Raw genomic sequence first — 25,623 nt, forward strand, 5'->3', positions numbered from 1 at the left:
GTGACGGCGACCCCGACCCCCGTGCGCACCCTCGGCGTGGAAGAGGAGTTCCTCCTCGTCCACCCCGCCGACGGAACGCCCGTGCCGTACGCCGGCCGGGTGCTGGAGCGCGCGGAGCAGGACCGCGCGGCGGACGACCGCACCGTCTACAAGCCGGAACTGCTGACCAGCCAGGTCGAGGGGGCGTCCGGGGTCTGCACCGGACTCGCCGAACTGGGCGTCCAGTTGGCCAACGGGCGCCGGGCGCTGGCCGGAGCGGCGCACGCCAGCGGTGCGCTGCTGCTGCCGTCGGCCACTCCACCGCTCTCCACCGGCCGGGTGCCGACGACGCGGGGCGAGCGTTTCGAACAGATCACCGCGCTCTACGCCGACGTGGTGGCCGACTACCAGGTGTGCGGCTGCCACGTGCACGTGGGAATCCCGGACCGCGACACGGCGGTGGCCGTGGTGAACCACCTGCGTCCCTGGCTGCCCACCCTGCTCGCGCTATCCGTGAACTCCCCCTACCGCTACGGGCGGGACACCGGCTACGCGAGTCGGCGCATGCTGGAGCAGCGGGCCTTCCCCGGCTCCGGGGTGCCGCCGGTGTTCCCGTCGGCGGCCGCGCAGGAGGCGGAGGTCGCGCGCCTGGTCGACTGCGGAGTGCTGGCCGACCCGCAGATGACTTTCTGGCTCGCCCGGCCCTCGCTGCGATTCCCCACCGTCGAGTTCCGCACGGCCGACGCGGCGGCCACCGTCGACGAGGCGCTGCTCCAGGCCGCGTTGTCGCGCGCACTGGTGCACACCGCGCTGGACGACCTCACGGCGGGCCGCGAAGCCGGCCGGCCGACGGCCGGCGAACACGCGGTCGGTGAGCAGGTCGCGGCGGCCGCGGTGTGGTCGGCGGCCCGGTACGGCCTGCGCGGCCCGGCCGTGGACCCGTGGCGGGGGATCCCGGTGCCCGCCACGTCGATGGTGCGGACGCTGCTGCGCCGGACACGGCCCGCCCTGGAGGCGGCCGGCGATCTGGGCCTCGTGCAGGAGGTCCTGGCCCGGCTGGCGGCCGTCGGTACGGGAGCCGAGCGGCAGCGGGCGGCTGGCCCGGACGACCCGGCCGCGGCCGTGCGCGCGCTGGCCGCGGACGCTCTGCGTCCGGCCGCGGGCGCGCCGTCACCCGCAGACGACCAGGACACCGACCCGTCCGCGCCCGCCCCGGTGGGTGCACGGGGAGAGGAGCACCCGCCATGACGGCCACCTCGAGGACGGGAGCGAGCACCGCGAACGGCACGGCAGGAGCGCGGAGCCGGCGGGACGGCCCGGCCGGTCTGCCGGACCCGCGCGGCCCGCTGTCGGACGCCGTCCTGGCGGCGCTGCGGCAGCCACCGGGCACGGTGCGCCACTGGCCCTCTCCCACCGGCGCGGACACCGACCCGTTCGGCGAAGACCTGCACCTGGCCCTGCAGACGGCGTACGAACTGCACTACCGCGGTTGGCGGGGTGTGGACGACGGCTGGGAATGGGACGCCGGCCTGCTGGGCTTCCGGGCCCGCCTGGAGCGCCTCTTCCTGGACGCGCTGCGCGGTCGCGCCGCGGGCGGCGAGGACGCGGCCGCGATCGATGCCGAGCTGGACGCCCTGCTGGTGGAGCCGCTGCACGGCTCCGGCGTCTCGCACCACCTCGCGGAGCACGGCACCTGGACGCAGATGCGGGAGTTCTTGGTGCACCGCTCCATCTACCATCTGAAGGAAGCCGACCCGCACGCCTGGGCCGTGCCTCGGCTGGAGGGCCGTGCCAAAGCCGGCCTGGTCGCCGTGGAGTTCGACGAGTTCGGCGGCGGGCGCGGCGACCGGATGCACTCCCGCCTCTACGCGGACCTGATGGCCGGTGCCGGGCTGGACGACGGCTACCTGCACTATCTGCACGCGGTGCCCGCGCAGGCACTCGCGGTGGTCAACATGATGTCGCTGTTCGGGCTGCACCGCGGTCTGCGCGGTGCCCTGGTGGGGCACTTCGCCACGGCCGAGATCACCACGGCGCCGAGCGCCCGCCGCATGGTGCGGGCCCTGGATCGGATGGGTGCCGCGCCCGCCTGCGTGCACTTCTACGCCGAGCACATCGAGGCGGACGCGGTGCACGAGCAGGTGATGCGACACGAGGTGGTGGCGGACCTGCTGGCCCGTGAGCCGTCGCTGGCCGGTGGCCTGGTACTCGGCATGCAGGCGACGGCGCTGGTGGAGGACGACCTGGCGGCGCATCTGCTGTGCGCGTGGGAACGCGGCGCGTCGTCGCTGCGCCGGCCTCCGGGGTGAGACGACGCGGTCAGCCCCCTCCGTCCCGGCCATGCCGGGGCGCCGCCCCGCCGCGGCTGCTGCGGGCCTCCGAGGTACGCCTACGGTGGCTGGTGTCGCACCAGGGGTAGGAGCGGCTGCGGCGGCAGGCGCACACGGCGACCATGAACCGGTCGGAGCGAGCGATGCGACCGTCCGGCAGCTCGATCTCCACGGGGCCTTCGACCAGCACCGGCCCGCCGGGGTCGACGACGACCCGGCGGGCGTCCCTCCGCGAAGGCGGCGGACCGTTCTCCGGTTGCGCGGCGCCCACCCGCCGGCCGTCGGTCCCTGCCGGCTCATCCGGCGACGCGCCGGGCACGGATCACCACCAGTTCCTCCTGCGTCTGGCCGGGGGCGATGAGGCCGCGTTCCTCCAGCCAGGAGGCACGGGAGCCGAGCACCGGGCCGAAGGGCTGCCGTCGCCGGGCGACCACCGAGGCCCCCAGACCGCCCTCGCGGAGCAGGCGCACCGTCGTCGGCAGGCTGCACAGCACGGAGTGCACCAGCAGCAGACTGCCGCCCGGGGCCAGCAACGCGGGCGCCCGGCGGCACAGCGGGTCCAGGTAGCGCCTGCCGTCGAGCCCCGCGTCCCACGCCCGCGCCCGGCCGCACGCCTCGCCCGCGTCGGCGCAGGGCACGTACGGCGGGTTCGCCGTCACCAGGTCGAACGGCCCTGCCGGAAGGCGGCGGCGCAGGTCGCCGCGTGTGACGCGGACCCGCAGACCCCGCAGAAGGGCGTTGCACCGGGCGGTCAGCACCGCGCGGTAGGAACTGTCCACCGCCCACACCCGCGACGCTCCCGTTCCGGCCGCCGCCAGCGCGAGCATGCCGGTACCCGTGCCCAGGTCCAGCACGCGCCCGCCGGCCGGTGGCGGCGCGGCGAGCAGCGCCTCTCGCAGGAGGAAGGAGTCGCCTTGGGGCCGGTAGACCCCGGGAGGCTTCAGCAAGAACACCGGGATCGGGTACCTCCGGCTTCCCCGCCGAAACGGTGTTCAGGGCCTGGCCGCGAGGCGGGTGGCCAGCTCGCGGGCCCGGCCCCCGCGCGGCAGCCGCGACGTCAGGGGCGGGGTGTTCATGCCGCTGCTGGTGCGCAGGCCCAGGAGGAACTCCTGCAGCGCCTCCGTGCTGGTGCGCCGCGGGGTCCAGCCGAAGTCCTCGTGGGCCCGGCCCCAGTCCATCAGCGGCAGTTGCAGGGCGGCGTCGAAGAGCTGTGGGGAGGCGGGGAGCAGGCGGGTGAGCCAGGCCGCGCGGATCGCCGTCCGCACGGCGCCGGCGGGGATCCGCACGATGCGCCCGTTCAGCGTCCGGGCCAATACCTTCGCGTCGATGACCGGCTCGGAGGCGAGGTTGTACGGTCCGCGCACGGTGCTGGTGACGGCGTCCAGGAACGCTTCGGCGGCGTCGTCGGTGTGCAGGAACTGCATGCTGAGCCCGCTGACGTCCGGTATCACCGGCACGTTCCCGCTGCGCACCAGGAGGTTCGGCAGCAGCGGTCCGGCGAACAGGCGGCGCTGCTCGGAGGCGGACTCCTGCTTGAAGAGGAACGCGGGCCGCATCCGCACCACGCGGATCCACGGGAACTTCTGCTCGTAGGCGTCCAGGTAGCGCTCCAGGTAGGCCTTCTCGCGGGTGTACGCGGCCTCGGGCCAGCCGTGCGTGGGCCACGACTCGTCCACCCGGCGCAGCGGATCGTGCGCGGGCCGCGGCGAGTACGCGCCCACGGACGAGGCGTACACCAGCCCGGACACACCGACCTCGGCGGCTGCGCGGAAGACGCGCATCGCGCCCAGGACGTTGGTGCGCCACGTCAGGGCGGGTCGGTGGGTCGGCTGGAAGAGCCAGGCGAGGTGGACCACGACGTCCGCGGAGCGGAACACCTCGGCCAGTTCCGGCTCGGCGTCCTCGCGGGTGATGTCGCAGCTCAGCCACCGTGTCCTGGGCGGGCTCCAGTTCGGGAGCCGGCGGGCGACGCCGATCACCTGCGCCACCCGCTCGTCCTCCGCTGCGGCGCGAACGATGCTGGTGCCCAGGTTGCCCGTCGCGCCGACGATGACGACCGTATGCCCCTCGCTGGGACGGGCTGGGACCGCGTTCATGAGGCGCTCTCCCTCGCTTTCCGTCTCGGTTCCACCCCCGGCCGGACACCGGTCAGCCCGCGGACGCGGGGGTGCGCTCCCTCCGGCGTTCGGCGTCGACCTTCTGGTGTATGCGTTCGCAGGTGCGGTGGATGAGCCGGGAGACGTGCATCTGGGAGATGCCCAGTTCCTCGGCGATGCGGCTCTGCGTCATGTCGCAGAAGAACCGCAGGTAGAGGATGCGGCGTTCGCGTTCCGGCAGCAGGGAGAGCTGCGGTTTCACCGCCTCGCGGTACACCACCAGGTCGAAACCCGCCTCGAAGACGCCGAGGGTGTCCTGGAGCGAGTAGCCGTCCTCCGCGGCCGACAGCTCCGCGTCCAGGGACAGGGCGCTGTAGGAGTCCAGCGCCTCCATGCCGAGGAGCACGTCCTCCTCGCTCAGCCGGCTGTGCTCGGCGATCTCGGCGACCGTCGGAGAGCGACCACCGAGAGTGAGGTTCAGCTCGCGGCGGCTGGCCCGCACCTGGGTGCGCAGCTGCTGGACCCGCCGTGGCACGTGCAGGTCCCAGGTGTGGTCGCGGAAGTGACGCTTGATCTCGCCCACGATGGTGGGCACGGCGTAGCTCTCGAAGGCGGTGCCGCGGGCCGGGTCGTAGCCGGCGACGGCCTTGACGAGTCCCAGGGCGGCGATCTGCTGGAGGTCCTCCAGCGCCTCGCCCCGGTTGCGGTAGCGCCCGGCGAGGCGGTGGGCCATGGGGATCCAGACCTGGACGACGTCCTGCCGGAGCTCCTCCTTCTCCGGTCCGTCCGGCAGCGCGGCGATACGGACGAACGCGTCCCGGGTGTCCGGGGCGTCGTCGTGCGGGTGGCGGGCACGCTTGGTGCGGAAGGGGGTGGTGGTGCTCATGGCGGCGCTCTCCCGGTTCGCTGCTGCGTGTTCGAGCGGTCACCGCGGGAGCCGGACCAGATGCGTCCGGGGTGTTCACGGCCCTCGGCCGTGCCCTCCCGCGGATGTGCCTTCAGGTCCGAAGCACGCGTTTCACGCTACCCGCACACCACGACCTTCGCGATCCGGACGTCGCGGGCGGAGCCGGCACGGTTCCGAGCGCCTCCCGGGGGCCCGCCTGGCCCAACACCTGCACACCTGGCCCCTTCACCTGCCGAGCGCCTGCTTGAGCTCCTGCTTGTTCATGCTGGAACGGCCCTCCACGTTGCGGCGCCTGGCCTCCTCGTAGAGCTGCTCCTTGGTGAAGTCCCCGGGCCCCTGACGCCTGCCGGAACGCCTACCGCCACGCTCCGGAGCGGACAGCCGGTCCTGCGTGGAGACGCGGCTCTTCTGCTCGGCCTCACCACTGCGGGCCCGCTCCTTGTTGACGGTGCGCGCCGCGATCTCCTTGGCGCGCTTCTCGCTGGTGCCGCGCTTCTCGGCCCCCTCCTTGATGTGCTCGTACTGGCGCTCCCGCCTGCGGCTGGATCCACTGGGCATGATGACCCCCTTCTGGTGTGACGTTCCGTGCCCGGGTACCTCCGCCGGGAAGGGTGAAACCGCGCCCGGCGGCAGGCTGGGCCGATCGGGTGCCGTACGGGCGGCGGGGCTGACTAGAGTCGGGCCATGGCTGCTGACGAGGCGACAGTGCGGGTGGACAGCTGGATCTGGTCCGTACGGCTCACCAAGACGCGTTCGCTGGCCGCGTCCGCGTGCAAGGCCGGACACGTGCGCGTCAACGGCGACCGGGCCAAGCCGGCACAGGTCGTGCGGCCCGGCGACGAGGTGCGCCTCCGCCACGCCGGGCGCGAGCGCATCGTCGTGGTCAAACAGCTCGTCCGCAAACGGGTCGGCGCTCCGGTGGCCGCCGAGTGCTACGTCGACAAGAGTCCGCCCCCGCCGCCCCGCGCCGACGCGCTCGCCGCGGGTGTCCGCGACCGGGGCGCGGGGCGCCCCACCAAGCGGGACCGCCGCGAACTCGAACGTCTCCGCGGCCTCCGCGACGCGCCCTGACCGACCGCCCAACCGCCCGGCGCCGGGTCGGCGGCTGCCCCCGCCGCCGAAGGCGGGCCGGCACCCCCGCACACCGTCCCGCCGCGACAGCACCAGGCCGCCCCGGCCGGGTCCGACCACCCTCGCCGGATGCCCCGGCCCCGACGACGGGCGCCTGGGGAGGAGGCGAGTCCGGACGCCGAGCCGCTGGTCGCCACGCCTCGACGCGGGCTGCGGGATCGGCCGCCGCGGGTCAGGTGGGGGCGTAGGCGGCGATGAGCAGGTCGGCGGCCAGTTCTGCCAAGAACACCCGGTGCGCCTCCACGGCGGCGCCCGCACGCGCCGCTACGTCGAGGCCGAGGCGCGCAGCGTCAAGGAACGCGCCGAGGAGACCCCGCCGCACGTCAGCCGGGGAGACCGGTCACCCGGAGGGTCAGGTTGAGCCGACCGCGCTTCAGGCCCGTCGCCGGGTCCGCCGTGCCGGGCCGCACGCGGGGCACACCGTGGTACGCGAACCGCGCGGGCCCCCCGAAAACGAAGAGGTCACCCGACCCGAGTTCCACGTCGGTGTAGGGCCGCGTGCGCGTCTCCGTATTGCCGAACCGGAAGACGCAGGCGTCGCCGATGCTCAGGGAGACGACCGGGGCGTCGGAGCGTTCGTCCTTGTCCTGGTGCATGCCCATGGTGGCGCGCGCGTCGTAGAAGTTGACCAGGGCGGTGTCGGGCGCGTACGCGGCGGCCTCCTCCGGGTCGCCGTAGGCGTCGGCGAGGGCGCGGCGCCCCAGGTCGCCCAACCAGTCCGGGAAGGCCGCGACACGGCGCCCGTTCACGTCGTCGGCGGTGCGGCTGTACCGGTACGGCTGCCAGTGCCAGCCCAGGCAGACGGTCTGCACGGACATCGTGCCGCCGCGCGGCAGCCGGGTGTGGCGGAACGGCACCGGGCCGCGCGCCCAGCCCCGGCAGGCGGCGACCAGCTCCCGCTGCGCCGGCACGTCCAGCCAGCCGGGTACGTGCACCGCACCCGGCGCCACGACGGCCCGCGACCGCGGGAACAGGCTGTCCATCCGGCCATGGTGCCCCGCCGGGCCCGGCGGGGCACGCAGCGGTCAGGCGCGGACGACGAAGGGCCGGGTGGTGCCGCTGAAGGCGCGCGGCGAGCCGATCAGCGGTTTGGCGTCGCCGTGGTAGCGGATGCGGTACGTGCCGGGCTCGGTCCCCGGCGGGACGTCCCAGGTGACGGTGACAGTCGACGCGGAGACGCCCTGCCGCCGCCAGCGCAGCGTGGTCGACCAGTCGCCGTCGTCCGCGACGGCGGTCCATGCGTCGCCCGAGCGCCGTTCGACGCGCAGGTAGGTGCTGCCACGGTGCAGGTCGTTGCCCGGGTGGGCGCCCGCGAAGACCGCCTCGGCCCGCTCCCCCGGGCGCACGCCGTCGGCCGGCTCGGTGAGCACGTCGCCGAAGGCGTGGCCGAGCGGCGGGGTGTCGAGGACTACACCGGGTTGGAGGGAGAGCGCCGTGTCGGAGATGTCGGGGGCCACCGGCCCGAGCGGGAGGTCGCGGCCGTCGCGCATCGCCGTGGCCAGTGCGGCGGCGACCTGCTGGAGGGCGGGGAGCTGCCAGCGGCCGAAGAGGGTGCTGCCGCCTTCGTACTGCTGGGCGTCGTATTCCTCGGGGGTGGTGACGTAGTGGAGGTAGGAGTTGGCGTACCCGGCGACCAGGACGTCGTCGAGCCGGGCGCCGGTGATGCCGGCGACGGTCCGGCGCAGGCGGAGACCCGCACCGATGGTGACCTCGCCGGGGATACCGATCAGGTACAGCGCGCCGACGCGCACCAGCTGCACCGGGACGCGTTCCTGCACCCATGGCAGCAGCCCGTTCATCGCGCCGACGGGCACCACGACGTCCTTCGGCGCCTGCGCCTGCCGCAGTTCGGGCGAGACCTCGTAGAGCACGGTGTTGGAGACGAGGTCCCAGAACGGGTTCTCGCCCTCCTCGAAGCCGGGGAAGGCGGGGCCGTCCTCGGTGCTCCCGGCCATCATGGCGGCGCCGATCGCGGGTTTCGACGTCCGGTGGGTGCGGCCGTCGCCGGTGAACTCGGGGCGCACCTCGACGTCGGAGAGGTCCACGTAGACCAGCCGGGAGTCCACACCGCCGGTGAGCCGGGTGCCCGCGCGCCCGGCCTGCCCGGCGGCGGCCTCGTACTGGCGCAGCCCGTTCTCGCGGGTACGGGCGAAGTCCTCGGGCGTCGTCGGGGGCGTGAGGTCGAGGTTCGGCGACATGTCGCCGGCATTGGACTGGGCGAAAGCGGTGACCAGGCCGGGGCCGTCGTCGGCGAGGTAGTCGCCGCCGCCGGCCTCCCGCTCCCAGCGGTAGGCGGCGTAGCCCTTGTTGTCGGCGCTGATCAGGCGGTTGTCGCCGGACATGCTCGTGCAGTGGGTGGGGAACCAGTTGAGCGCGCCGGTGAGGCGCCCGTCGCGCTCGACCCGCAGCAGGGTGCTCCGGGTGTCGACGGCGTCGGGGAAGTATCCGGTGATGTCGGCGCCGTTGCGATCGAAAGCCTCCCGCGAGCGGTTGACGTTCGCGCCGCGCAACTCGTCGTGGGTGAGGACGAGTGCGGACGGCTGGAGGTCCTGGTGGGCCCGCCTCACGGCCTCGACGATGCCATCGGTGACCGCGGCGAAGGTCTTCTCGTGGAAGCCGAGGGTGGTGAGGTTGTAGAGCGTGTGGTGCGAGTGGCCCCCGGGGCCGGCGTGCGTGTGGGTGGCGGTGAGGAGCACGTTGCGGTGCGTGTAGAGGTCGCCGTAGTCGGCGGCGAGTCGGCGCAGCACGGCCTGGTGCACGCTCTCGAAGATCATCGGCGCGTCCACGACCACCAGCGCGGTCCGCTCACCGCCGTCTGCGCCGTCGGCGTCGGCGACCACGAAGGCGCGGGCGCGCAGCCGGGTGTGCAGACCCTCGGCCTGCTGGTCGATGCGGCCGTAGCCCATCATGCCGACCTCGGCGATCTCACCGGTGGCGTCGGCGACGCCGCGGCCCACGAGAAAGCCCCCGCCGGAGGGCGGGGGCGCGGCGGGGGTTCCGGTGGCCCGGGCTCGTGCGGGAGCGGCCGTGCCGGTTGAGGCGAGCCCGGCGAGCGCGGTGGAGGCGAGGAGCAAGGCTCTGCGGCTGCTGCCCGGACTCGCGGTCTCCGGACCGGGTTCGTTCTGCGGCGCGGCCGCTCCGGAGGGCTGCGGTGCGTACCGGTGGGGGGCTGCGTCGGTCACGGATGCTCCTCGGATCGCCCGGTCCACTTGCCGGTAAGGGCGAGGAGAGCATGCCAGCCGTCGACGCCGGTGACAACAAGTCCCGCGCGCCCGCGCACGGTTCACCAGGTCAGCGGCTCGTGGTCGCGCTCGGCGACGGCGGGCTCCAGCATGCCGCGCAGCCGTTCCATGTCCTCGGGGAGATCCCGTCGCCAGCCCAGCGCGACGATGGGCACCAACAGCAGCATGCCGCCGTACAGGTGCACGTCGACCTTCATCTCCAGGGTGCTGCCGTCCTCGGAGTCCTCCTCGCCGGGCCGCACCCGGAAGGTGTAGCCGACGGACTGGATGCCCAGCGGCGTCCACATCCGCTGGCCGCGGAAGCCGATGAGGGACGGCGCCCGGTAGGCGCTGCATTCGAGCTGGTGGAAGCGGTGCCTGCCCGGAAACCGGTACCGGTACCGCGCGCCCTTGCGCGCGGGCGAGACCTCGTCGTCGTCCACCTCGGCGACGCCCGAGTTCCAACGGGCCATGTTGCGTGCGTCGGCGAGAAAGGCGAAGACCTCAGGTGGATTTGTCGACAAGCTCTGCGTCACCGAGAACGTCGGCATCGTCTCACCTCCGGCTGCGCTGGTCAGGGTCACCGGCTGCGGGCTGACGGCCTACTCGCTCCAGCATGTTCGCCCGAACGCCGTAGCTCACGCCGACCAGAGCCGTTCGAGTGAGGTACGGGCCCTGCGCTGCGGTTTCTCCCTGTAGTACGCATACCCCGTCAGGCGCCATCGGCACCTGTTCGAGCCACACTTCGTACCGCGGTCACCCGCCGGAGGGCGGCCCGGAGGGCGTCAGCACCTCCGCGAGGTCGTAGTTCACGGGTTCCTCGAGTTGCGCGTACGTGCACGAAGCGGGATCGCGGTCCTCGCGCCACCGGCGGAACCGCGCGGTGTGCCGGAAGCGGTCGCCCTGCATGTGGTCGTAGGCGACCTCCAGGACACGTTCCGGCCGCAACGGCACCCAGGAGAGGTCCTTCGTGCCGGTCCAGCGGCTCGGCCCGCCCGGCATCCGGCTGCTCGCGTGCGCCTCCTCGCGTTCCCACTCGGCCCACGGGTGCCCGGCGGCCGACTCCATGCGCAGCGGCTCGAGTTCGGCGACCAGCTCCTGACGCCGGCGCATCGGGAAGGACGCGCTGACGCCGACGTGCTGGAGCGTGCCGGAGGAGTCGTACAGGCCCAGCAGCAGCGAGCCGACGACCGGCCCGCTCTTGTGGTAGCGGAATCCGGCCAGCACGCAGTCGGCCGTCCGCTCGTGCTTCACCTTCACCATCAGGCGTTCGTCCGGCCGGTAGGGCAGGGTGGGCCGCTTGGCGACGACCCCGTCCAGGCCCGCCCCCTCGAACTGTTCGAACCACCGCCGGGCCACGTCCACGTCCCGGGTCGCCGGGGCGATGTGCACCGGGTCCGCGGCGTCGCGCAGCGCGTGCACCAGCCGTTCCCGCCGCGTGGCCAGCTCGGTCTCCAGCAGGGCGTCGTCGCCGAGCGCGAGCAGGTCGAAGGCGACGAACGAGGCCGGGGTGCGCTCGGCCAGCATGCGCACCCGGGAGTCGGCCGGGTGGATGCGTTCCAGCAGCGCGTCGAAGTCGAGGCGCCCTCCGCGGGCGATGACGATCTCGCCGTCCAGCACACAGCGGCGGGGAAGGTGGGTGCGCAGCGCGTCGAGGAGTTCGGGGAAGTAGCGGGTCAGCGGCTTGGCGGTGCGGCTGCCGATCTCCACCTCGTCGCCGTCGCGGTAGACGATCGCACGGAATCCGTCCCATTTGGCCTCGTAGTGCATCCCTTCGGGGATACGGGCGGCCGTCTTGGCGAGCATCGGTTTGACGGGCGGCATCACCGGAAGGTCCATGCTGTCCGATTGTGTCGCGCCGGGCCCGGATGTGCGCGTCGGCAGGCGCCGACGCGCCGGGGGTTCTAGCGTGCTGTCATGGGCGAGGCACAGGAACTGGACGTCGGCGGACGCACGGTGCGGATCACCAACCCGGGCAAGGTGTACTTCCCCGAACGCGGCTTCACGAAGCTGGACGTGGCGACGTACTACCGGACCGTCGGAGCCGGGGCGCTGCGCGCGCTGCGGGACCGGCCCACCACGCTGCAGCGGCACCCCGACGGCGTCACGGGCGAGTCGTTCTTCCAGAAACGGGCGCCCAAGGGCATGCCCGACTGGATTCCCACCGCGCGCATCTCCTTCCCCTCCGGGCGGCACGCGGACGAGATCTGCCCGGCCGAGGAGGCCGCCGTGGTGTGGGCGGCGAACCTGGGCTGCCTGACGTTCCACCCCTGGCCGGTGCGGCGCGGCGACACCGACCGTCCCGACGAGCTGCGCATCGACCTCGACCCGCAGCCCGGCACGGACTACCGGGACGCGGTGTGGGCGGCCGGCGAGCTGCGTCCGCTGCTGGAGGAGCTGGGCCTGCACGGCTGGCCCAAGACCTCCGGCGGTCGCGGGCTGCACGTCTTCGTACCCATCGAGCCCGAGTGGACCTTCACCGCAGTGCGGCGGGCGGCGATCGCGATCGGCCGCGAGCTGTCCTGGAGGAACCCGGAGCGGATCACGATGAACTGGTGGAAGGAGGAGCGCGGCGAGCGGATCTTCGTCGACTACAACCAGACGGCGCGGGACCGCACCATCGCCAGCGCCTACTCCGTACGGCCCCACCCGCGCGCCCAGGTCTCCGCCCCGCTTCAGTGGGACGAGGTCGCCGACGCGCGGCCCGAGGACTTCGACCTGGCGACCATGCCGGAACGGTACGCGCGGGTCGGCGACGTGCACGCGGACATGGAACGGCACGTGTGCCGACTGGACGCGGTGCTGGAGCTGGCCGACCGGCACGAGCGGGACCGGGGCGCGGGCGACATGCCGTACCCGCCGGACCACCCGAAGGCACCGGGCGAGCCGAAACGGGTGCAGCCCAGCCGGGCACGGAGCGATCCCGACGGCTGAGGGCCGACGCGGCGGGTCGCCCGGCTCAGCGGCCCTTCACCACGAGGGAACCGAGCAGCTCACGCGTCGCGTCGGTCACTTTGTCCACTGCTGCGTCGAATGCGTCGCTGTTGTGCGAGGCGGGCGCGCGGAAGCCGGAGATCTTCCGGACGTACTGCAAAGCGGCTGCACGCATCTCGTCCTCGGTTACGGACTCGGCGTACGGGGGACGGAGTGTCTTGATAGATCGGCACATAGGACGACCGTATACGGATGGAGGCCGGAATGACCCTGCTGCTGGCGGACGAGGTGCGGGACGCGATGGCGCACGGGCGCCCCGTGGTCGCTCTGGAGTCGACGATCATCGCGCACGGCCTGCCGCGCCCGCGCAATCTCGAGGTGGCCAGGGAGCTGGAGCAGCTCGTGCGCGACGGCGGAGCCGTGCCCGCGACCGTCGCGGTGCTCGACGGGCGCGTGCACGTCGGGCTGGACGAGGCGGAACTGGAACGCGTCGCGGGCGACGAGAAGATGCGCAAACTGGGCCACCGCGACCTGGCGCCGGCGATCGCCGAGGGCGCGAGCGGCGCCACGACCGTCTCCGGCACCGGGTTCCTCGCCTCCAAGGTCGGCATCCGGGTCTTCGCGACCGGTGGCCTGGGCGGCGTGCACCGCGGGTGGACGCAGACCCAGGACGAGTCGGCGGACCTGCGGATGCTCGCCTCGACACGGATCACGGTGGTGTGCGCGGGCGCGAAGTCCGTCCTCGACGTGCCGACGACGCTGCAACGGCTGGAGACCCTGGGCATCACGGTCATCGGCTACGGCACAGACACGTTCCCGGGCTTCTACCTGACCAGTTCCGGCGAGCCGGTGGACTGGACGGCGCACGACGCGCGCACGGTCGTCGGCGCCATGCGGGCGCAGGAGTCGCTCGGCGGGCCCTGCACGGCACTGGTCGTCGCCAACCCGGTGCCGCAGGAGCAGCAGCTCGACCCGGAACTGCACGACCGGGTGCTGGCGGAGGCGCTCTCGGCGTGCGAGCGGGACCGGGTGACCGGACAGGACGTCACGCCGTACCTGCTGGACCACCTGGTCCGGCACACGGACGGCGCGGCGCTGGAGGCCAATGTCGCCGCCGTCCGCGGCAACGCGCGGCTCGCGGCGCGCATCGCGGCCGTGTGGACGGCGACGGCCCACACCTGACCCTCCCGGGCCTTCATACACCGCACCCCACCGCCGGGGCTAAGGCGTGCGGGGGCGCCACTGGGGTTCGACGCGGGCCCACTCGCGTTCCCACTGGCGGGCGCGCCGTCGGTCCAGGCCGCCGCGGACCGTGGCCTGTGCGACGCAGACGAGGGCGACGACCGCGCCGCCGGCGAGCGCCGCGCAGATGCCGGACTGGAGGGCGGCCATGGCCGCACCCGCGGGTGGCGTGGTCTGGCTGCCGTCGGGCGCCACCCACAGCGGCACCGAGGTCCCGGCCCTGCTGCCGTCCGGCACCTCCGCCGAACCGCTGCGCACCGTACCGTCAGGCGCGGTCCAGCGGACCGGTACCCGCGAGGTGTCGGCCCCCGGAGCCTTGTAGAAGGTCTCGCGGCTCTGCGGGTCCGCGTCCTTCATGACCACCGCGGAGACCCGGAGCCGCTCGGTGCGCTGCTCCTCGGCCGTGCCGCGCGCGACGCCCCAGGTGACGAGGGTGGCCAGCGCCGCGCCGACGACTCCGGCCACGAGGGCGAGCAGCAGCACCCACGCCTCGACCTGGTCGGAGCGGCGCCGGAGCGGGTTCGCGCGCCAGCGCCACAGGCGGATCCGGGTCGTTGGGGCCATGGCTCCCACCCCTTCCGGTCGCCGGTTCGGGGAGCGGTCGCGACCTGCCGGGTCCCACGATCGGCGCCTCGCATGCCTGCCGTGTTCCCGGAAGTCAGCCGTTGCCGTCACAGTCCAGGGTGTCACCCTTCGCCGGGGCGCCCTGGACGCTGCTGCGGTCGTGCACGACGGGCACTACGCGGGTTCCGGCCCGGCCCACGCGCACCTCCAGCACGCGGCCCCATCCGCGCACGGGGCGGAGTACGGCGTCCGGCAGGGCCGCCGCCAGCGAAGCGGCCCGGCGCCGGTCGGCCGGCCGGAAGCGGATCTCGGTCGTCCCGGGAACGCCGGCCGAGGCGTCGGCCGGCGCCGGGGCCTCCGCGGCGGCGGAGGCACGCGCGCGGACGTCGAACCCGTTGCCGCGCAGGGCCCGCGCGACCCGCCGGGCCTCCCCCTCCACCGCCGGCCCGCCCTGGACACGCACGGGGACGCCGGAGGGCGCCCAGGCCACGGGGACGCCGGGGGCGGGCAGGGCATACGCCTTCTCGTCCGTGAGGGGCCGGTCCTCGCGGACGGCGTCGAAGAGCCGGCGCGCGCGGTCCTCGTCCCAGACGAGCGTCGAGCCCCAGCCCGGCACGCGGTGGTCGAAATCGGCGAGGGGCACAGTCGCGAACGCGGTGTCCCCGCTGTCCAGGTCGCGCAGCGCGCGGCCGAGGACGAGCAGGCGTGCGGTGGTCAGCTCCGCGTCGGCCCGGAGCGTGGTCAGCAGCGTCCCGGCGGTGCGGGCGAGAGCAACGGGGTCGTCGAGCACGCCCCGGTCGGCGAAGGTGTCGACCAGTTCGGCGAGGAAGTGCTGCTGGCGGCGCATCCTGCCCAGGTCCCCGGACGGCGGGATGTGGCGGGCGCGCACGTACTGGAGCGAGCGCCGCCCGTCGAGGTGGTGGGTGCCCGGCCGCAGATCGAGACCGGAGTTGATGTCACGCATCGGCTCGTCCGTGCACACGGTGGCGCCGCCGAGGCCGTCGACGGCCTCGACGAAGCTGCGGAAGTCGGCCTCCAGGTAGTGGTCGACACGGACGCCGGTCGCCTCCTCGACGGTGCGGACCGTCAGTTCGGGGCCGCCCAGCTTGTACGCGCCGTTGATCTTTCCGGCCGCCGGCACCGGCGTACCGGTGAGCGGAGGGGCGTCGTCGAGACGCGCGAAGGAGACGTAGGAGTCGCGGGGAATGCTGATCACGCTGACGCGTTCGCGGTCCTCCGAGACGTGTACCAGCATCATGACGTCGGTGCAGTCGCAGGGCTCGCCCCCGACGTGGAGGCGACGCTTCTCGGCCTTGCTCAGTCCGGCGCGCTTGTCGAGGCCGACCAGAAGGAAGGTGAGGCCGGGGCCGTCGGCGGGCCGGGACGCGGCGGCGGCGAACACGTCGGTGCGCGGGACGGCCAGGGCGACGGGCAGGCGGTTGCCGCCGTCGGCCACCACCGCCCCGGCACCGGCCAGCAGTCCGCCGCAGAGGACGGCGCTCAGCACGGCGCGACGTACACGGATACGCGTCAGCAGGGACACGGGCACACCTCCGCGGGACGACGACGCCCGCAGGCTAGGCGCACGCCGAGCGGCCGGCCGGGCGCGGCGCGGCGTGGCGCCCCCACCCTCACCCGGTCAGATCATCTGCCTGCACGGCACGGGCCGGATTCTCCTCGGAGGACGCCGGTTTCCGGCGAATCACACCCCCGGAACGCGTTCGGGACGCTACGGTGAGTGCCCGCGGGAAGCGGACGTGGGCCGGGAGCGGCCTTCGGACAGGAGAGGTTCCGCACATGGGCGAGACACTGGACGCGCCGCCCGAAGGGCATCTGCGGATGCTGCTGGCGCGCGCACAGAACCCCTTCGACGTCTCGGACGAGGTCCTCGAACGGCTGTCCGGTGCCGTGTTGTGCCGGATCGACACGCCGCACGCCGGCCGCGGGGACGAGACCGGCCGGGCCGCTGCGACCGGTGCGGCCGCCGGAGCCGGTGAGCCGGACACGGAAACCGCGCCCCCTGCGGGGCTGCGGTGCGGCCGGGCCCGGCACACCTTCCTGCTGGCGGACGGCGGCGTCCAGACCCTGTGGGAGCTGTGGCAGGTGGGCGCACCCCACCAGGAGGACCCCGCCGACGACGGGCCACAGGGCCCGCGGTTCGAAATATACGAGACCGAGGACGCCCTGCACCGCTCCGAGCGGCGCGTGCACGGCGGCGGGCCGGTTCCCGGCCCGCGCTCGGCCGGGACCGGGGACGACCGCCCCTCCCCACTCGGCACGGACGCCCTCCGCCCGCACTCCACAGGGCCCGAGTCCTTCGACGAGCTGGACGACCCCGACCCCCTCGACACCCTCGACCTTCTGGACGCCCCGGGCTCCCTCGGCTCCCCCGGCGACATCGAGGACCTGCTCCTGGAGGAGGTCACCCGGTCCCGACCCTGGTGGCTGGAGGACTCCCCAGGACACGCGCGCCGCCTGTTACGCAGGGCTGAGAACCCCGACCGGCCGGGTGAGGAGACGCTCCGGCTGCTGGCCGACGCCCGCGGCCACGACATCGTGCACGTGCCACGGCCGCGCGCCTGCCCTCCCGGCCTGCGCCTGTGGTGCTCGCTGTACGAACACGCCTTCCTGCTGGCGGACGGCACCGAACTCCGCCTGTACGAACTGGAACACAACCTGACCGGAGGCGAAGGGCTCGTGTGCGAGGTCTATCCCGACGAGGCGGACGCCGAGCGGGCGGCCCGCCGGTACGCACGGGCACGGGGCATCGAACTGTGAGCCGCCGCCCGCCGAACGTGGTCGTCGTCCTCACCGACCAGCAGCGCTGGGACACCACGGGCGCGCACGGCAACCCGGCAGGCGCCACCCCGGTGTTCGACCGGATGGCACGCACCGGCACCCACGTGGAGCACGCGATCACCCCGCAGCCGGTGTGCGCACCCGCCCGCGCCGCGCTGCAGACCGGCATGTTCCCGACCGCCACCGGCGTCTTCCGCAACGGCCTGGCGCTGGACCCGGCGCTACCCACCCTGGCCGGCTGCCTCGGCGACGCCGGGTACGCCACCGGCTACATCGGCAAGTGGCACCTGGCGGCGGAGGCCTCCGGACACGGCCCCGTGCCGCCGAAGTACCGTGCCGGCTACGAGAGCTGGCTGGCCAGCGAGATTCTGGAATTCACCTCCGACGCCCACCGCACGGTCGTCTACGACGGCGACGGCGCACCGGTGCGGCTGCCCGGCTACCGGTCCGACGCGCTGGTCGACGCCTCCGTACGGTTCCTCGCCGACCACCACGACCGGCCGTTCCTGCTGTTCCTCTCGCTGCTGGAGCCCCACCACCAGAACGCCACCGACGACTACCCGGCCCCGGAGGGGTACGCGGAGCGGTTCACCGGCCGCTGGCTGCCACCGGACCTGGCCGCACTCGGCCCCGGCGCCCGGTACGGCGGACCGCACCGCCACCTCGGCGGCTACCTGGGGCAGATCGCCCGGGTCGACGAGGGCCTCGGCCGGCTGCGGGACGCCCTGCGCAGCCTGGGCATCGCCGACGACACGATCGTCGCCTACACGGCTGACCACGGCAGCCACTTCCGCACCCGGAACGCCGAGTACAAGCGCAGCGCGCACGACGCGTCGGTACGGGTTCCGCTGGCGCTGACCGGTCCGGGCTTCGACGGCGGCGGGCTCATCCGCCACCCGGTGAGCACCCTGGACCTGATGCCGACGCTGCTGGACGCCTGCGGCGTGCCGGTGCCGGATTCCGTGCAGGGACGGTCGTTCCTGCCGCTGGTCGGGGGCGGCACCGACCCGGGCCGTCCGGAGGAGGTGTTCGTGCAGATCAGCGAGTCGCAGGTGGGGCGTGCGGTGCGGACCGCGCGCTGGAAGTACGCGGTCGCCGCGCCGGACGCGCACCCGTGGCACGACGCCTCGGCCACCCGCTACGTGGAGTCCGAGCTGTACGACCTGCACGCCGACCCGTACGAACTGGACAACCTGGCGGGTCTTCCCTCGCACCGCGAGGTCGCCGACCGGCTGCGGCAGGCGCTGCTGCGCTGGACCGTGCGCGCCGGGGAGGCCGAGCCGGTGATCGAGGAGGCCGAGCCCGGCAGACGCCCGGGGCGTCGCGCGGACCCCGAGGTCACCGGCCTTCCCTGGGAGGGGGTGCGCTTCGGGCACCAGTGACGCGGTGCCCGCCACGCCGCTCCCCCGCCGGGGGCCGCGGCACCCGCTTCATCCGTCGCGACACCGACGCCGCCCCGCCGGCGTGGGGAGGACACTCATGCCCGCACGTGGACGCCACCGCCGCCACCGGCCCGGCCCCGTCTCCCGCACCTCGCTCAGAGTCACGGCCGGCGGCGCCGGACTCGCACTGCCGCTCGTGGCCGCCGGCGCCGGTCACGCCGCCGCGGAGGACACCTGGGACCGGGTCGCCGAGTGCGAGAGCAGCGGCCGCTGGCACATCGACACCGGCAACGGGTACTTCGGCGGGCTCCAGTTCGCCCAGAGCACCTGGGAGGCCTACGGCGGCACCCGCTACGCGCCCAGCGCCGACCAGGCCACGAAGGACCAGCAGATAGCCGTGGCCGAGAAGGTGCTGGAGGGGCAGGGGGAACAGGCATGGCCCACCTGCGGGCCGCGCGCCGGGCTCGGGGCGGACGACGCCCGGCCGACCGGCGGCGCGGAAGCGGCGACGACGAACGAAGCGGAGGAGCCACAGACGAAGGCGGAGTCCGCGGAGGCCTCGCGGACCCGGGCGGAACGCGCGGAACGCGCGGCGGCGGCCCGGGCCGAACGCCGCAGCCAGGCCACCTCGTACGAGGTGGTGGGCGGCGACAGTCTGTCGTCCATCGCCCGCGCGCACGAGGTGGACGGCGGCTGGCCCGCCCTCTACGACCGCAACCGGGACGTCGTCGGAGTCGACCCGGACCTCATCCTCCCCGGGCAGCGGCTGAGCCTGGAGGACCGGGCCGCGTCCGCGCCCGAGGTGAAGCCGGAGCAGCGCGAGCAGCGGGCGGAGACGCCCGCGCCGAAGCAGCAGAAGCAGGCGGAGAAGCCCGCCCCGAAACCCGAGCCCGAGGCGGAACCGAAGCCGAAGCCGGAACCGAGGGCCGAGAAGGCCGCGTCGCCGAAGGCCGTGTCGCCGGTGGCGGGGGCGCACACCGGGACCCCGTACAGGGCCTCGGGCAGCGGCTGGTCCTCCGGATACCACACCGGCGTCGACTTCCCCGTACCCACCGGCACCACCGTGCGGGCCGTCTCCGGCGCCGACGTGGTGTCCGCGGGATGGGCGGGGGCGTACGGCTACCAGGTGGTGCTCCGGCACGACGACGGCCGCTACAGCCAGTACGCGCACCTGTCGGCGATCTCGGTGTCCTCCGGGCAGCACGTCAACGCGGGCCAGCGGCTGGGCCGTTCCGGCTCTACGGGCAACTCCACGGGCCCGCACCTGCACTTCGAGGTGCGCACCGGCCCGGGCTACGGCTCCGACATCGACCCGCTGGCCTATCTGCGCGGGCGCGGGGTCGGCATCTGAGGGGGGACGCCGGGCGGGCAGGGGTCTCCCGGCGGGTCAGCCACGCGGCGGCGGGCCGCCGCCGGGCTCGTCCTCGTCGAAGCGCAGCCCCAGGTCGTCCGCGTCGTCGCCGGAGACGTGGACCGCTGACTCCTCGCCCGACAGTCCCTCGGCGTCCGACTCGGTGGCGAAGCTGTCCTGGTTGGCGAGCCGTGTGCCGGGCAGCGGGTCGTCGCTGAGCTGACCGGCCTCGGGGGTGGTGGAGTCCTCGGGCGCGGCGGGCCGGTCGGCTCCGCCGACACCCACGTCGGGTTCCTCCTCGGCGAGGCGGTCGTCCAGGGGCTCTCCCTCCAGTTGCTCGGCGGGAGTGGTGCCGAAGCTCTCGGCGGCGACCGGGCGTTCACCGGGCACGGGCATCTGCTGCGGGTCCTCGGCCCGCTGCGCCTCCGGAGTGCCGTCCTGGAGGTCGGGGATGCCCTCGTCCTCGGGGGCCGCACCGGGATCGGTCGGCTCGTCCACGACGCGCTGCTCCCGGTATTCGGGCGACTCGGCCCTCTCCCCGGACTCCGTCGCCCGGCCCTCCGGAGGGGTCCGGCCGCCAGCAGGGGCACCGTTCTCGGTCGTTTCGGGGTCGTTCATGCCGTCCGCGGTACCCGTGCCCGCCGGGCGGAAACGCCGCGGGAGGGGCACCGGTGGTGAGGCCGCGTCCGGCTGGTGGCCCCCGGTGGTGGGACCGGTGCGGCGCAGGTCAGCGGGGTGGCGGCAGACGCGGATGCTCGCGGCGGCGGCGCCGCAGGACGGCCGCCAGATCCACCAGCGCCAGCACGGACAGCACCGCGCAGGCGACGGCCAGCACGCGCAGCGATCCGCTGTCGGGGACGTCCTGTGGGCCGCTGACCGCGGTCCAGTACCAGAACAGGGCGGTGGCGGCGAGGAACACGGGGAGGAACACCGCGGACAGCAGCAGGCGCAGCCCGAGGGCGCTGCGCGCGGTGACGGGCTCCGTCCCGGTGCGCTCCCGGCGACGCCCCACCGCGCCGGAGCGCGAGCGGGGCACGGCCGCCCGGGTGGCATGCCGGGAGGGGTCCCGCCTGCGCCGCTCACCGTGCCGCACCGTCCTCACCGCCTCGCGTCCGCGTCGCGTCGTTCACTCCTGAGACCAGTGTCCACCCGCGCGCCCGAACGGTGAGGGCACACACGGGTGCGGCCCCAGCGGAGCGCCGCACCCACGGAGTGTCACAGCACGGGGACCGCTGGGCGAGGCGCCCGGGAGCGCCCGGTTTCATCCGACCGCGCCGAGGTACCACGCTGTCGTGACAGCACCTGCCGACGCCGTCGTGGAGCCGCCATGCGGGCACTGACCGTCATACCCGGCCAGGAGGGCTCCCTCCGCGTCGAGGAACGGCCGGACCCCGAACCGGCGCCCGGCGAGCTGCTGGTGGAGGGGGTCGCTATCGGCGTGTGCGGCACCGACCGGGAGATCGTCTCCGGCACGCACGGCAGCGCCCCGCCGGGTGGGGACCGGCTGCTCATCGGGCACGAGTCACTCGGCAAGGTCCGCAGGGCGCCCGAGGGCTCGGGCTTCGTGCCCGGCGAGCTGGTGGTGGGTATGGTGCGCCGGCCGGACCCGGTGCCCTGCGGGGCGTGCGCACACGGCTTCGTGGACATGTGCCGCAACGGCCGGTACGGCGAACGCGGCATCAAGGACCTGGACGGCTACGCCTCCACGCTCTGGACGGTCGACCCGGCCTACGCGGTGCGGCTGTCGCCGGGGCTGGAGCGGGTCGGAGCACTGCTGGAGCCGACGACGGTGGTGGCCAAGGCATGGGACCAGGTGCAGCGCATCGGGGACCGCTCGTGGTTCGCCCCGGAGTCGGTGCTGGTGACGGGCGCCGGGCCGGTCGGGCTGCTGGCGGCGCTGCTGGGCCGGCAGCGGGGGCTGGCCGTGCACGTGCTGGACCGCGCCGAGGAGGGGCGGAAGCCCGAGCTGGCCCGGGAGCTGGGGGCGACGTACCACACCGACGACGTGACAGCGGTGATGGAGCGGGTACGGCCGGACGTGGTGATCGAGGCGACGGGCGCTCCCCCGGTGGCGTTCGGGGCGATGCGGTCGCTGGGCCCGTACGGCGTGCTCTGCCTGACGGGGCTGTCCCCCTCCGGCCGCGCGCTGCGCATCGACGCCGGTGAGCTGAACACCGAACTGGTGCTGGACAACGCGGTGGTGGTCGGTTCGGTGAACGCGCACCGCGACCACTTCCGGCAGGCGGCGGCCGCGCTCGCCGGGGGCGACCGGGACTGGCTGGAGCGCCTCATCACGCGGCGGGTGCCGCTGGACTCCTTCGCCGACGCCTTCGCCGAGCGGGAGCCCGGGGGCGTGAAGACGGTGCTCGAACTCGGCTGCTGATCCCCGCAGATGCCGCGTCGGTGTGACCGACGCGGCGTCAGAGAGCCGCGCCTCCCCGCAACCTGGGCTTCCGCGGCGCGCGTGGCCGCGCGCTCCAGTGGGGAGAACGGAACACAAGGGGCAAGCCTCGCACGGAGTTTCCTCCACAGGGGATCCGGTCTGCTCGACTTCGTGACAAGATCCAGCCTTTGAGGCGTCGATTCCTCGCCCCCGCCCCGCGCGGTCAGTAGCCTGAAGTTCGGACCGCCGAGCCGAAGAAGAGCTGGAGACCTTGATGGAACGTCCCGCGTGGGCCCCGCAGGGGATAGACCTGACCGTACCGAGCGTTTCCCGCATCTACGACTACTACCTGGGCGGTTCGCACAACTTCGAGGTCGACCGGGAGGCGGGCCGCAAGGCCATCGAGGCCTGGCCGGGGCTGCCGAAGGTGATGCAGGCCAACCGGGCGTTCATGCGCCGCGCCATCCGGTACGCCGTCAGCCAGGGCCTGACACAGTTCCTCGACATCGGCTCCGGCATCCCCACCTTCGGCAACGTGCACGAGGTCGCCCAGCAGGCGGACCCCGAGGCGCGGGTGGTGTACGTGGACAACGACCCGGTCGCGGTAGCGCACAGCCGGGCGGTGCTCCAGGACAACGACCGTACGGACGTGGTGTCCGCCGACTTCCGTGCGCCGCGCGACATCCTGCGCAGCCCCGAGGTGGAGCGGCTACTCGACCTGGACAGACCGGTGATGTTGCTGCTGGTCGCGGTGCTGCACTTCATCGAGGACCGGGACGAGCCGTGGAAGGCGGTCGCGGAACTGCGGGACGCGCTTCCGCCGGGCAGCATGCTGGCGGTCACCCACGCGTCCGGCGACGGCGAGTACAAGGTCGCGGACCGCGGGGAGGGCGCGTCGAACGTCTACCGCCGTATCGGTTCCCCCCTGCTGATGCGCTCCGAGGCGGACGTGGCGCGATTCTTCGAGGGCTGGGACCTGGTGGAGCCGGGCCTGGTGGCGATGCCCCGCTGGCGCCCGGACTCCCCCACGGACCAGGAGGACCCGGTGATGTTCAGCGGATTCGCCGGGGTGGGCCGCAAGCCGGAGCACGCCGGGTGAATCCCGCGCCGCAGCTGAAGGGGACCGCGGCCGACGGGCTGCGGCGCTTCGCGACCATCTGGAGCCGTGCTGTCTACCCCGCGACGGCGACCTCGATGACGCGCGCGGAGTTCGAGGACTACCTCCATCCGCTCGCCGTCCGGCTCGGCGATGCGCTGCACGCGCATCCCTTCACCCCCTCACCCGGCCGGGAGGTCGGGGAGGCGCTGGTGGCGGCGCACTGCACCGCCCCGGACGCACTGCCGCAGATCCTCGGCGTGGTGGAGTCGTACCTGGTACTCTACAGCGCCGCGGACACCCCGCTGCCGGTGGAGGAGGGCCGTGCCCGCTGCTCCCGCCTGCAGCACGCGGTCGCCGCCGGGTTCGCCAAGGCGCTCCGCGAGCGGACGCGTTCGGAGCAGGAGGCGCTGTCCCGGGCGGCGCTGGCCGCTCAGGCAGCCGTCGAAGAGGCGCTGCACACCAGCGAAACCCGGTTCCGCACGGTCTTCAAGGACGCCACCATCGGTATCGGCATCGCCGACATGGACGGGCGGATCCGCGACGTCAACGGCGCGCTGGCCCGCATGTTCAACTGCTCCGAGGAGGAGCTGCGGCGGCGGAACGTCAGCGAGTGGGTGCATCCCAGCGACGCGCCCGAGGTGTGGCGCATGCACCGGGAGCTGGTGCGCGGCGAGCGGGACCACTTCCGGGTGGAGAAGCCGTACCACCGGCCGGACGGCACGGTGCTGTGGACGAACCTCACCGTCTCGCTGCTGCGCGGCGCCGAGGGCGAGCCCCGCTACCAGCTCGCCCTGATGGAGGACATCACCGAACGGCGCCTGCTGCACCTGCGGCTGCGGTACGAGGCGACGCACGACGAGCTGACCGGCCTGCCCAACCGGACGCTGTTCGCGGAGCGGCTGGAGCGCGTGCTGGCCGGCACGGGACCGACGGGGCGTGGCAACGAGAGCCGCAGCGGCAGATTCGGCCTGCTCTACCTGGACATCGACGGGTTCAAGGCCGTCAACGACAGCCTGGGACACGCGGTCGGCGACCAGTTGCTGGTGTCGGTGGCCGAGCGCCTCCAGTCCTGTGCGGCGGCGCCCAACCATCTGGTGGGGCGGATCGGCGGGGACGAGTTCGTCGCCCTGATCTCCAACCCCTCCGGCCGCGAGGAGGTCACCGAGCTGGCCCGGCAGGCGCTGGCCGCGCTGGCCACGCCGATCACCGTTGACGGCCGCGACCTGTCGGTCCGGGCCAGCATCGGCATCGTGGAGGGCAGCAGCGGCGAACTGGGCCCCGCGGAGGTGCTGCGCAGCGCGGACATCACCATGTACCGGGCCAAGGACTCGGGCGGCAATCGGTACGAGATCGCCGACCCGGTCTCTGACGCCCGCGCGATCGACCGGCACAGCCTCACCAACCACCTGCCCGGTGCGCTGGAGCGCGGCGAGTTCTTCCTCGAGTACCAGCCGCTGATACGGATGAGCGACAGTCGGCTGACCGGTGCCGAGGCGCTGGTGCGCTGGCGGCACCCGGTCCACGGCCTGCTGGGACCGGACCGTTTCATCCCGCTGGCCGAACACACGGGACTGATCGTGCCGTTGGGCCGCTGGGTGCTGGAGCAGGCGGTGCGGCAGGCGTGCGACTGGTGTGCCCACCCGGTGTTGGGCGGCCGGGCGGCGGACGGCGAACCGATCCGGGTCAACGTGAACCTCTCGCCCCGGCAGCTGCATCATCCCGACCTGGTGCAGGACACCGTGGCCGTGCTGGAGCGGGCCGGTCTCACCCCCGCGTCGCTCTGCCTGGAGGTCACGGAGAGCGCTCTGATCGGCGCCGACGAGGACGAACTCAAGCCGTTGCGGCAGCTCGCCGAGATGGGCGTCGACATCGCTCTGGACGACTTCGGCACCGGCTACTCCAACCTGGCCAACCTGCGGCGGCTGCCGGCGACGACGCTGAAACTGGACCGCTCCTTCACCCAGGGACTCCAGCAGCATCCGGCGGACCCGGTCGACGTGACCTTCGTCGGCGGCATCGTGTCGCTGGCGCACGCGCTGGGGCTGCGCGTCACCGTGGAGGGCGTGGAGACCGAAGCGCAGGCGGCGCAGCTGCGCGAGCTGGGCTGCGACACCGCGCAGGGCTGGTACTACGCGCGCCCGGCACCCGCGGAGGAGATCGTGGCGCACTGGGCGACTGCCTGAGCGGTGTTCCCGGTCCGGCGGG

The 25,623-nt window shown here is 73.9% G+C and carries 26 protein-coding genes; 11 read left to right on the plus strand and 15 right to left on the minus strand.

All coding sequences use genetic code 11. From position 1 onward, the window contains the following. Entirely contained in the window at positions 1 to 1,227 is a 1,227-nt protein-coding gene (locus E4198_RS01625) for a glutamate--cysteine ligase (protein ID WP_210732760.1), read from the plus strand. Next, a complete protein-coding gene (locus tag E4198_RS01630) occupies positions 1,224 to 2,288 on the plus strand; it encodes an iron-containing redox enzyme family protein (protein ID WP_136181544.1) in 1,065 nt (354 codons plus the stop codon). Before E4198_RS01625 ends, E4198_RS01630 begins: the two co-directional genes overlap by 4 nt. Positions 2,289 to 2,298: 10 nt before the next feature. Here the strand turns inward: E4198_RS01630 and E4198_RS01635 are convergent, their stop codons facing one another. The 5 genes from E4198_RS01635 to E4198_RS01655 all read right to left on the minus strand — a co-directional run bounded on the left by E4198_RS01635 (position 2,299) and on the right by E4198_RS01655 (position 5,870). Further along, positions 2,299 to 2,580, minus strand: coding sequence for a CDGSH iron-sulfur domain-containing protein (locus E4198_RS01635; protein ID WP_210732761.1), 282 nt, complete (start codon positions 2,578 to 2,580; stop codon positions 2,299 to 2,301). Between the two features lie 25 nt (positions 2,581 to 2,605). Then, the gene (locus tag E4198_RS01640) at positions 2,606 to 3,262 is read right to left on the minus strand and encodes a HemK2/MTQ2 family protein methyltransferase (RefSeq protein WP_136181546.1); all 657 of its coding nucleotides are present in this window, start codon (positions 3,260 to 3,262) and stop codon (positions 2,606 to 2,608) included. A 39-nt stretch (positions 3,263 to 3,301) separates the two neighbouring features. After that, positions 3,302 to 4,405 carry an NAD-dependent epimerase/dehydratase family protein gene (locus tag E4198_RS01645; protein ID WP_136181547.1) on the minus strand — a complete coding sequence of 368 codons (1,104 nt, stop codon included), beginning with the start codon at positions 4,403 to 4,405 and terminating at the stop codon, positions 3,302 to 3,304. Between the two features lie 52 nt (positions 4,406 to 4,457). Beyond that, positions 4,458 to 5,291: a SigB/SigF/SigG family RNA polymerase sigma factor gene (locus E4198_RS01650; RefSeq protein ID WP_037788936.1), complete on the minus strand. Its 834-nt coding sequence runs from the start codon at positions 5,289 to 5,291 to the stop codon at positions 4,458 to 4,460. Positions 5,292 to 5,537: 246 nt separating this feature from the next. Continuing rightward, positions 5,538 to 5,870: a plasmid stabilization protein gene (locus E4198_RS01655; RefSeq protein WP_136181548.1), complete on the minus strand. Its 333-nt coding sequence runs from the start codon at positions 5,868 to 5,870 to the stop codon at positions 5,538 to 5,540. Between the two features lie 126 nt (positions 5,871 to 5,996). Between E4198_RS01655 and E4198_RS01660 the strand changes: the two genes are divergently transcribed. Continuing rightward, positions 5,997 to 6,383 carry an RNA-binding S4 domain-containing protein gene (locus E4198_RS01660; RefSeq protein ID WP_027762288.1) on the plus strand — a complete coding sequence of 129 codons (387 nt, stop codon included), beginning with the start codon at positions 5,997 to 5,999 and terminating at the stop codon, positions 6,381 to 6,383. Positions 6,384 to 6,615: 232 nt separating this feature from the next. Here E4198_RS01660 and E4198_RS24745 read toward each other — a convergent pair whose 3' ends face one another. The 5 genes from E4198_RS24745 to E4198_RS01680 all read right to left on the minus strand — a co-directional run bounded on the left by E4198_RS24745 (position 6,616) and on the right by E4198_RS01680 (position 11,503). Further along, positions 6,616 to 6,765: a hypothetical protein gene (locus tag E4198_RS24745; RefSeq protein WP_168711348.1), complete on the minus strand. Its 150-nt coding sequence runs from the start codon at positions 6,763 to 6,765 to the stop codon at positions 6,616 to 6,618. Position 6,766: 1 nt separating this feature from the next. Continuing rightward, positions 6,767 to 7,426, minus strand: a complete 660-nt coding sequence (locus E4198_RS01665; protein ID WP_136181549.1) for an alpha-ketoglutarate-dependent dioxygenase AlkB — start codon at positions 7,424 to 7,426, stop codon at positions 6,767 to 6,769. A 42-nt stretch (positions 7,427 to 7,468) separates the two neighbouring features. Next, positions 7,469 to 9,517, minus strand: coding sequence for a neutral/alkaline ceramidase (locus E4198_RS01670; RefSeq protein ID WP_247597841.1), 2,049 nt, complete (start codon positions 9,515 to 9,517; stop codon positions 7,469 to 7,471). 209 nt (positions 9,518 to 9,726) lie between these two features. After that, on the minus strand, positions 9,727 to 10,215 hold the full coding sequence (locus E4198_RS01675; RefSeq protein WP_136181551.1) for an SRPBCC family protein: 489 nt from the start codon (positions 10,213 to 10,215) through the stop codon (positions 9,727 to 9,729). Between the two features lie 205 nt (positions 10,216 to 10,420). After that, on the minus strand, positions 10,421 to 11,503 hold the full coding sequence (locus tag E4198_RS01680; protein WP_136181552.1) for an ATP-dependent DNA ligase: 1,083 nt from the start codon (positions 11,501 to 11,503) through the stop codon (positions 10,421 to 10,423). A 78-nt stretch (positions 11,504 to 11,581) separates the two neighbouring features. Here E4198_RS01680 and ligD point away from each other — a divergent pair, with 78 nt between their 5' ends. Continuing rightward, positions 11,582 to 12,598 carry a non-homologous end-joining DNA ligase gene (ligD, locus tag E4198_RS01685; RefSeq protein ID WP_136181553.1) on the plus strand — a complete coding sequence of 339 codons (1,017 nt, stop codon included), beginning with the start codon at positions 11,582 to 11,584 and terminating at the stop codon, positions 12,596 to 12,598. Positions 12,599 to 12,623: 25 nt separating this feature from the next. Here the strand turns inward: ligD and E4198_RS01690 are convergent, their stop codons facing one another. Beyond that, the gene (locus E4198_RS01690; RefSeq protein WP_027762282.1) at positions 12,624 to 12,833 is read right to left on the minus strand and encodes a DUF2277 domain-containing protein; all 210 of its coding nucleotides are present in this window, start codon (positions 12,831 to 12,833) and stop codon (positions 12,624 to 12,626) included. Between the two features lie 29 nt (positions 12,834 to 12,862). Here E4198_RS01690 and E4198_RS01695 point away from each other — a divergent pair, with 29 nt between their 5' ends. Then, positions 12,863 to 13,780: a pseudouridine-5'-phosphate glycosidase gene (locus E4198_RS01695; RefSeq protein ID WP_136181554.1), complete on the plus strand. Its 918-nt coding sequence runs from the start codon at positions 12,863 to 12,865 to the stop codon at positions 13,778 to 13,780. A gap of 39 nt (positions 13,781 to 13,819) precedes the next feature. Here the strand turns inward: E4198_RS01695 and E4198_RS01700 are convergent, their stop codons facing one another. Both E4198_RS01700 and E4198_RS01705 read right to left on the minus strand, forming a co-directional pair. Continuing rightward, complete coding sequence (locus tag E4198_RS01700; protein WP_136181555.1) at positions 13,820 to 14,404, minus strand: hypothetical protein; 585 nt, start codon at positions 14,402 to 14,404, stop codon at positions 13,820 to 13,822. Between the two features lie 94 nt (positions 14,405 to 14,498). Beyond that, complete coding sequence (locus E4198_RS01705) at positions 14,499 to 15,947, minus strand: LCP family protein (protein WP_136181556.1); 1,449 nt, start codon at positions 15,945 to 15,947, stop codon at positions 14,499 to 14,501. Positions 15,948 to 16,201: 254 nt separating this feature from the next. Between E4198_RS01705 and E4198_RS25120 the strand changes: the two genes are divergently transcribed. The 3 genes from E4198_RS25120 to E4198_RS01720 all read left to right on the plus strand — a co-directional run bounded on the left by E4198_RS25120 (position 16,202) and on the right by E4198_RS01720 (position 19,936). After that, on the plus strand, positions 16,202 to 17,182 hold the full coding sequence (locus tag E4198_RS25120) for a DUF6227 family protein (RefSeq protein ID WP_210732762.1): 981 nt from the start codon (positions 16,202 to 16,204) through the stop codon (positions 17,180 to 17,182). Further along, positions 17,179 to 18,585: a sulfatase-like hydrolase/transferase gene (locus tag E4198_RS01715; protein ID WP_136181557.1), complete on the plus strand. Its 1,407-nt coding sequence runs from the start codon at positions 17,179 to 17,181 to the stop codon at positions 18,583 to 18,585. Before E4198_RS25120 ends, E4198_RS01715 begins: the two co-directional genes overlap by 4 nt. 97 nt (positions 18,586 to 18,682) lie before the next feature. Further along, positions 18,683 to 19,936, plus strand: a complete 1,254-nt coding sequence (locus tag E4198_RS01720) for a transglycosylase family protein (protein ID WP_136181558.1) — start codon at positions 18,683 to 18,685, stop codon at positions 19,934 to 19,936. 36 nt (positions 19,937 to 19,972) lie between these two features. On the opposite strand, the gene E4198_RS01725 is transcribed toward E4198_RS01720, so the two are convergent. Both E4198_RS01725 and E4198_RS01730 read right to left on the minus strand, forming a co-directional pair. Then, positions 19,973 to 20,554, minus strand: a complete 582-nt coding sequence (locus E4198_RS01725) for a hypothetical protein (RefSeq protein ID WP_247597507.1) — start codon at positions 20,552 to 20,554, stop codon at positions 19,973 to 19,975. Between the two features lie 109 nt (positions 20,555 to 20,663). Further along, positions 20,664 to 20,972, minus strand: coding sequence for a DUF6343 family protein (locus E4198_RS01730; protein WP_136181559.1), 309 nt, complete (start codon positions 20,970 to 20,972; stop codon positions 20,664 to 20,666). A 291-nt stretch (positions 20,973 to 21,263) separates the two neighbouring features. Between E4198_RS01730 and E4198_RS01735 the strand changes: the two genes are divergently transcribed. The 3 genes from E4198_RS01735 (at position 21,264) to E4198_RS01745 (ending at position 25,601) form a co-directional block, all read left to right on the plus strand. Beyond that, positions 21,264 to 22,319 (plus strand): glucose 1-dehydrogenase, encoded by a 1,056-nt coding sequence (locus tag E4198_RS01735; RefSeq protein ID WP_136181560.1) that lies wholly within the window; start codon positions 21,264 to 21,266, stop codon positions 22,317 to 22,319. Between the two features lie 274 nt (positions 22,320 to 22,593). After that, positions 22,594 to 23,418, plus strand: coding sequence for an SAM-dependent methyltransferase (locus E4198_RS01740; RefSeq protein WP_136181561.1), 825 nt, complete (start codon positions 22,594 to 22,596; stop codon positions 23,416 to 23,418). Next, positions 23,415 to 25,601, plus strand: a complete 2,187-nt coding sequence (locus E4198_RS01745; protein ID WP_136181562.1) for an EAL domain-containing protein — start codon at positions 23,415 to 23,417, stop codon at positions 25,599 to 25,601. Before E4198_RS01740 ends, E4198_RS01745 begins: the two co-directional genes overlap by 4 nt. Positions 25,602 to 25,623 lie beyond the last annotated feature (22 nt).

This window comes from Streptomyces sp. RKND-216, assembly GCF_004795255.1.
GTDB classification, from domain to species: Bacteria; Actinomycetota; Actinomycetes; order Streptomycetales; family Streptomycetaceae; genus Streptomyces; species Streptomyces hazeniae.

Bases quoted from the DNA above. Each gene is read 5' to 3' on its own strand.
- E4198_RS01650 (WP_037788936.1), bottom strand. From the start codon at position 5,291: ATGAGCACCACCACCCCCTTCCGCACCAAGCGTGCCCGCCACCCGCAC.
- E4198_RS01665 (WP_136181549.1), bottom strand. From the start codon at position 7,426: ATGGACAGCCTGTTCCCGCGGTCGCGGGCCGTCGTGGCGCCGGGTGCG.
- E4198_RS01700 (WP_136181555.1), bottom strand. From the start codon at position 14,404: ATGGCCCCAACGACCCGGATCCGCCTGTGGCGCTGGCGCGCGAACCCG.
- E4198_RS01735 (WP_136181560.1), top strand. From the start codon at position 21,264: ATGCGGGCACTGACCGTCATACCCGGCCAGGAGGGCTCCCTCCGCGTC.
- E4198_RS01630 (WP_136181544.1), top strand. From the start codon at position 1,224: ATGACGGCCACCTCGAGGACGGGAGCGAGCACCGCGAACGGCACGGCA.
- E4198_RS01720 (WP_136181558.1), top strand. From the start codon at position 18,683: ATGCCCGCACGTGGACGCCACCGCCGCCACCGGCCCGGCCCCGTCTCC.
- E4198_RS01690 (WP_027762282.1), bottom strand. From the start codon at position 12,833: ATGTGCCGATCTATCAAGACACTCCGTCCCCCGTACGCCGAGTCCGTA.
- E4198_RS01660 (WP_027762288.1), top strand. From the start codon at position 5,997: ATGGCTGCTGACGAGGCGACAGTGCGGGTGGACAGCTGGATCTGGTCC.
- E4198_RS25120 (WP_210732762.1), top strand. From the start codon at position 16,202: ATGGGCGAGACACTGGACGCGCCGCCCGAAGGGCATCTGCGGATGCTG.
- E4198_RS01725 (WP_247597507.1), bottom strand. From the start codon at position 20,554: ATGAACGACCCCGAAACGACCGAGAACGGTGCCCCTGCTGGCGGCCGG.
- E4198_RS01675 (WP_136181551.1), bottom strand. From the start codon at position 10,215: ATGCCGACGTTCTCGGTGACGCAGAGCTTGTCGACAAATCCACCTGAG.
- E4198_RS01740 (WP_136181561.1), top strand. From the start codon at position 22,594: ATGGAACGTCCCGCGTGGGCCCCGCAGGGGATAGACCTGACCGTACCG.
- E4198_RS01645 (WP_136181547.1), bottom strand. From the start codon at position 4,405: ATGAACGCGGTCCCAGCCCGTCCCAGCGAGGGGCATACGGTCGTCATC.
- ligD (WP_136181553.1), top strand. From the start codon at position 11,582: ATGGGCGAGGCACAGGAACTGGACGTCGGCGGACGCACGGTGCGGATC.
- E4198_RS01655 (WP_136181548.1), bottom strand. From the start codon at position 5,870: ATGCCCAGTGGATCCAGCCGCAGGCGGGAGCGCCAGTACGAGCACATC.
- E4198_RS01680 (WP_136181552.1), bottom strand. From the start codon at position 11,503: ATGGACCTTCCGGTGATGCCGCCCGTCAAACCGATGCTCGCCAAGACG.
- E4198_RS01695 (WP_136181554.1), top strand. From the start codon at position 12,863: ATGACCCTGCTGCTGGCGGACGAGGTGCGGGACGCGATGGCGCACGGG.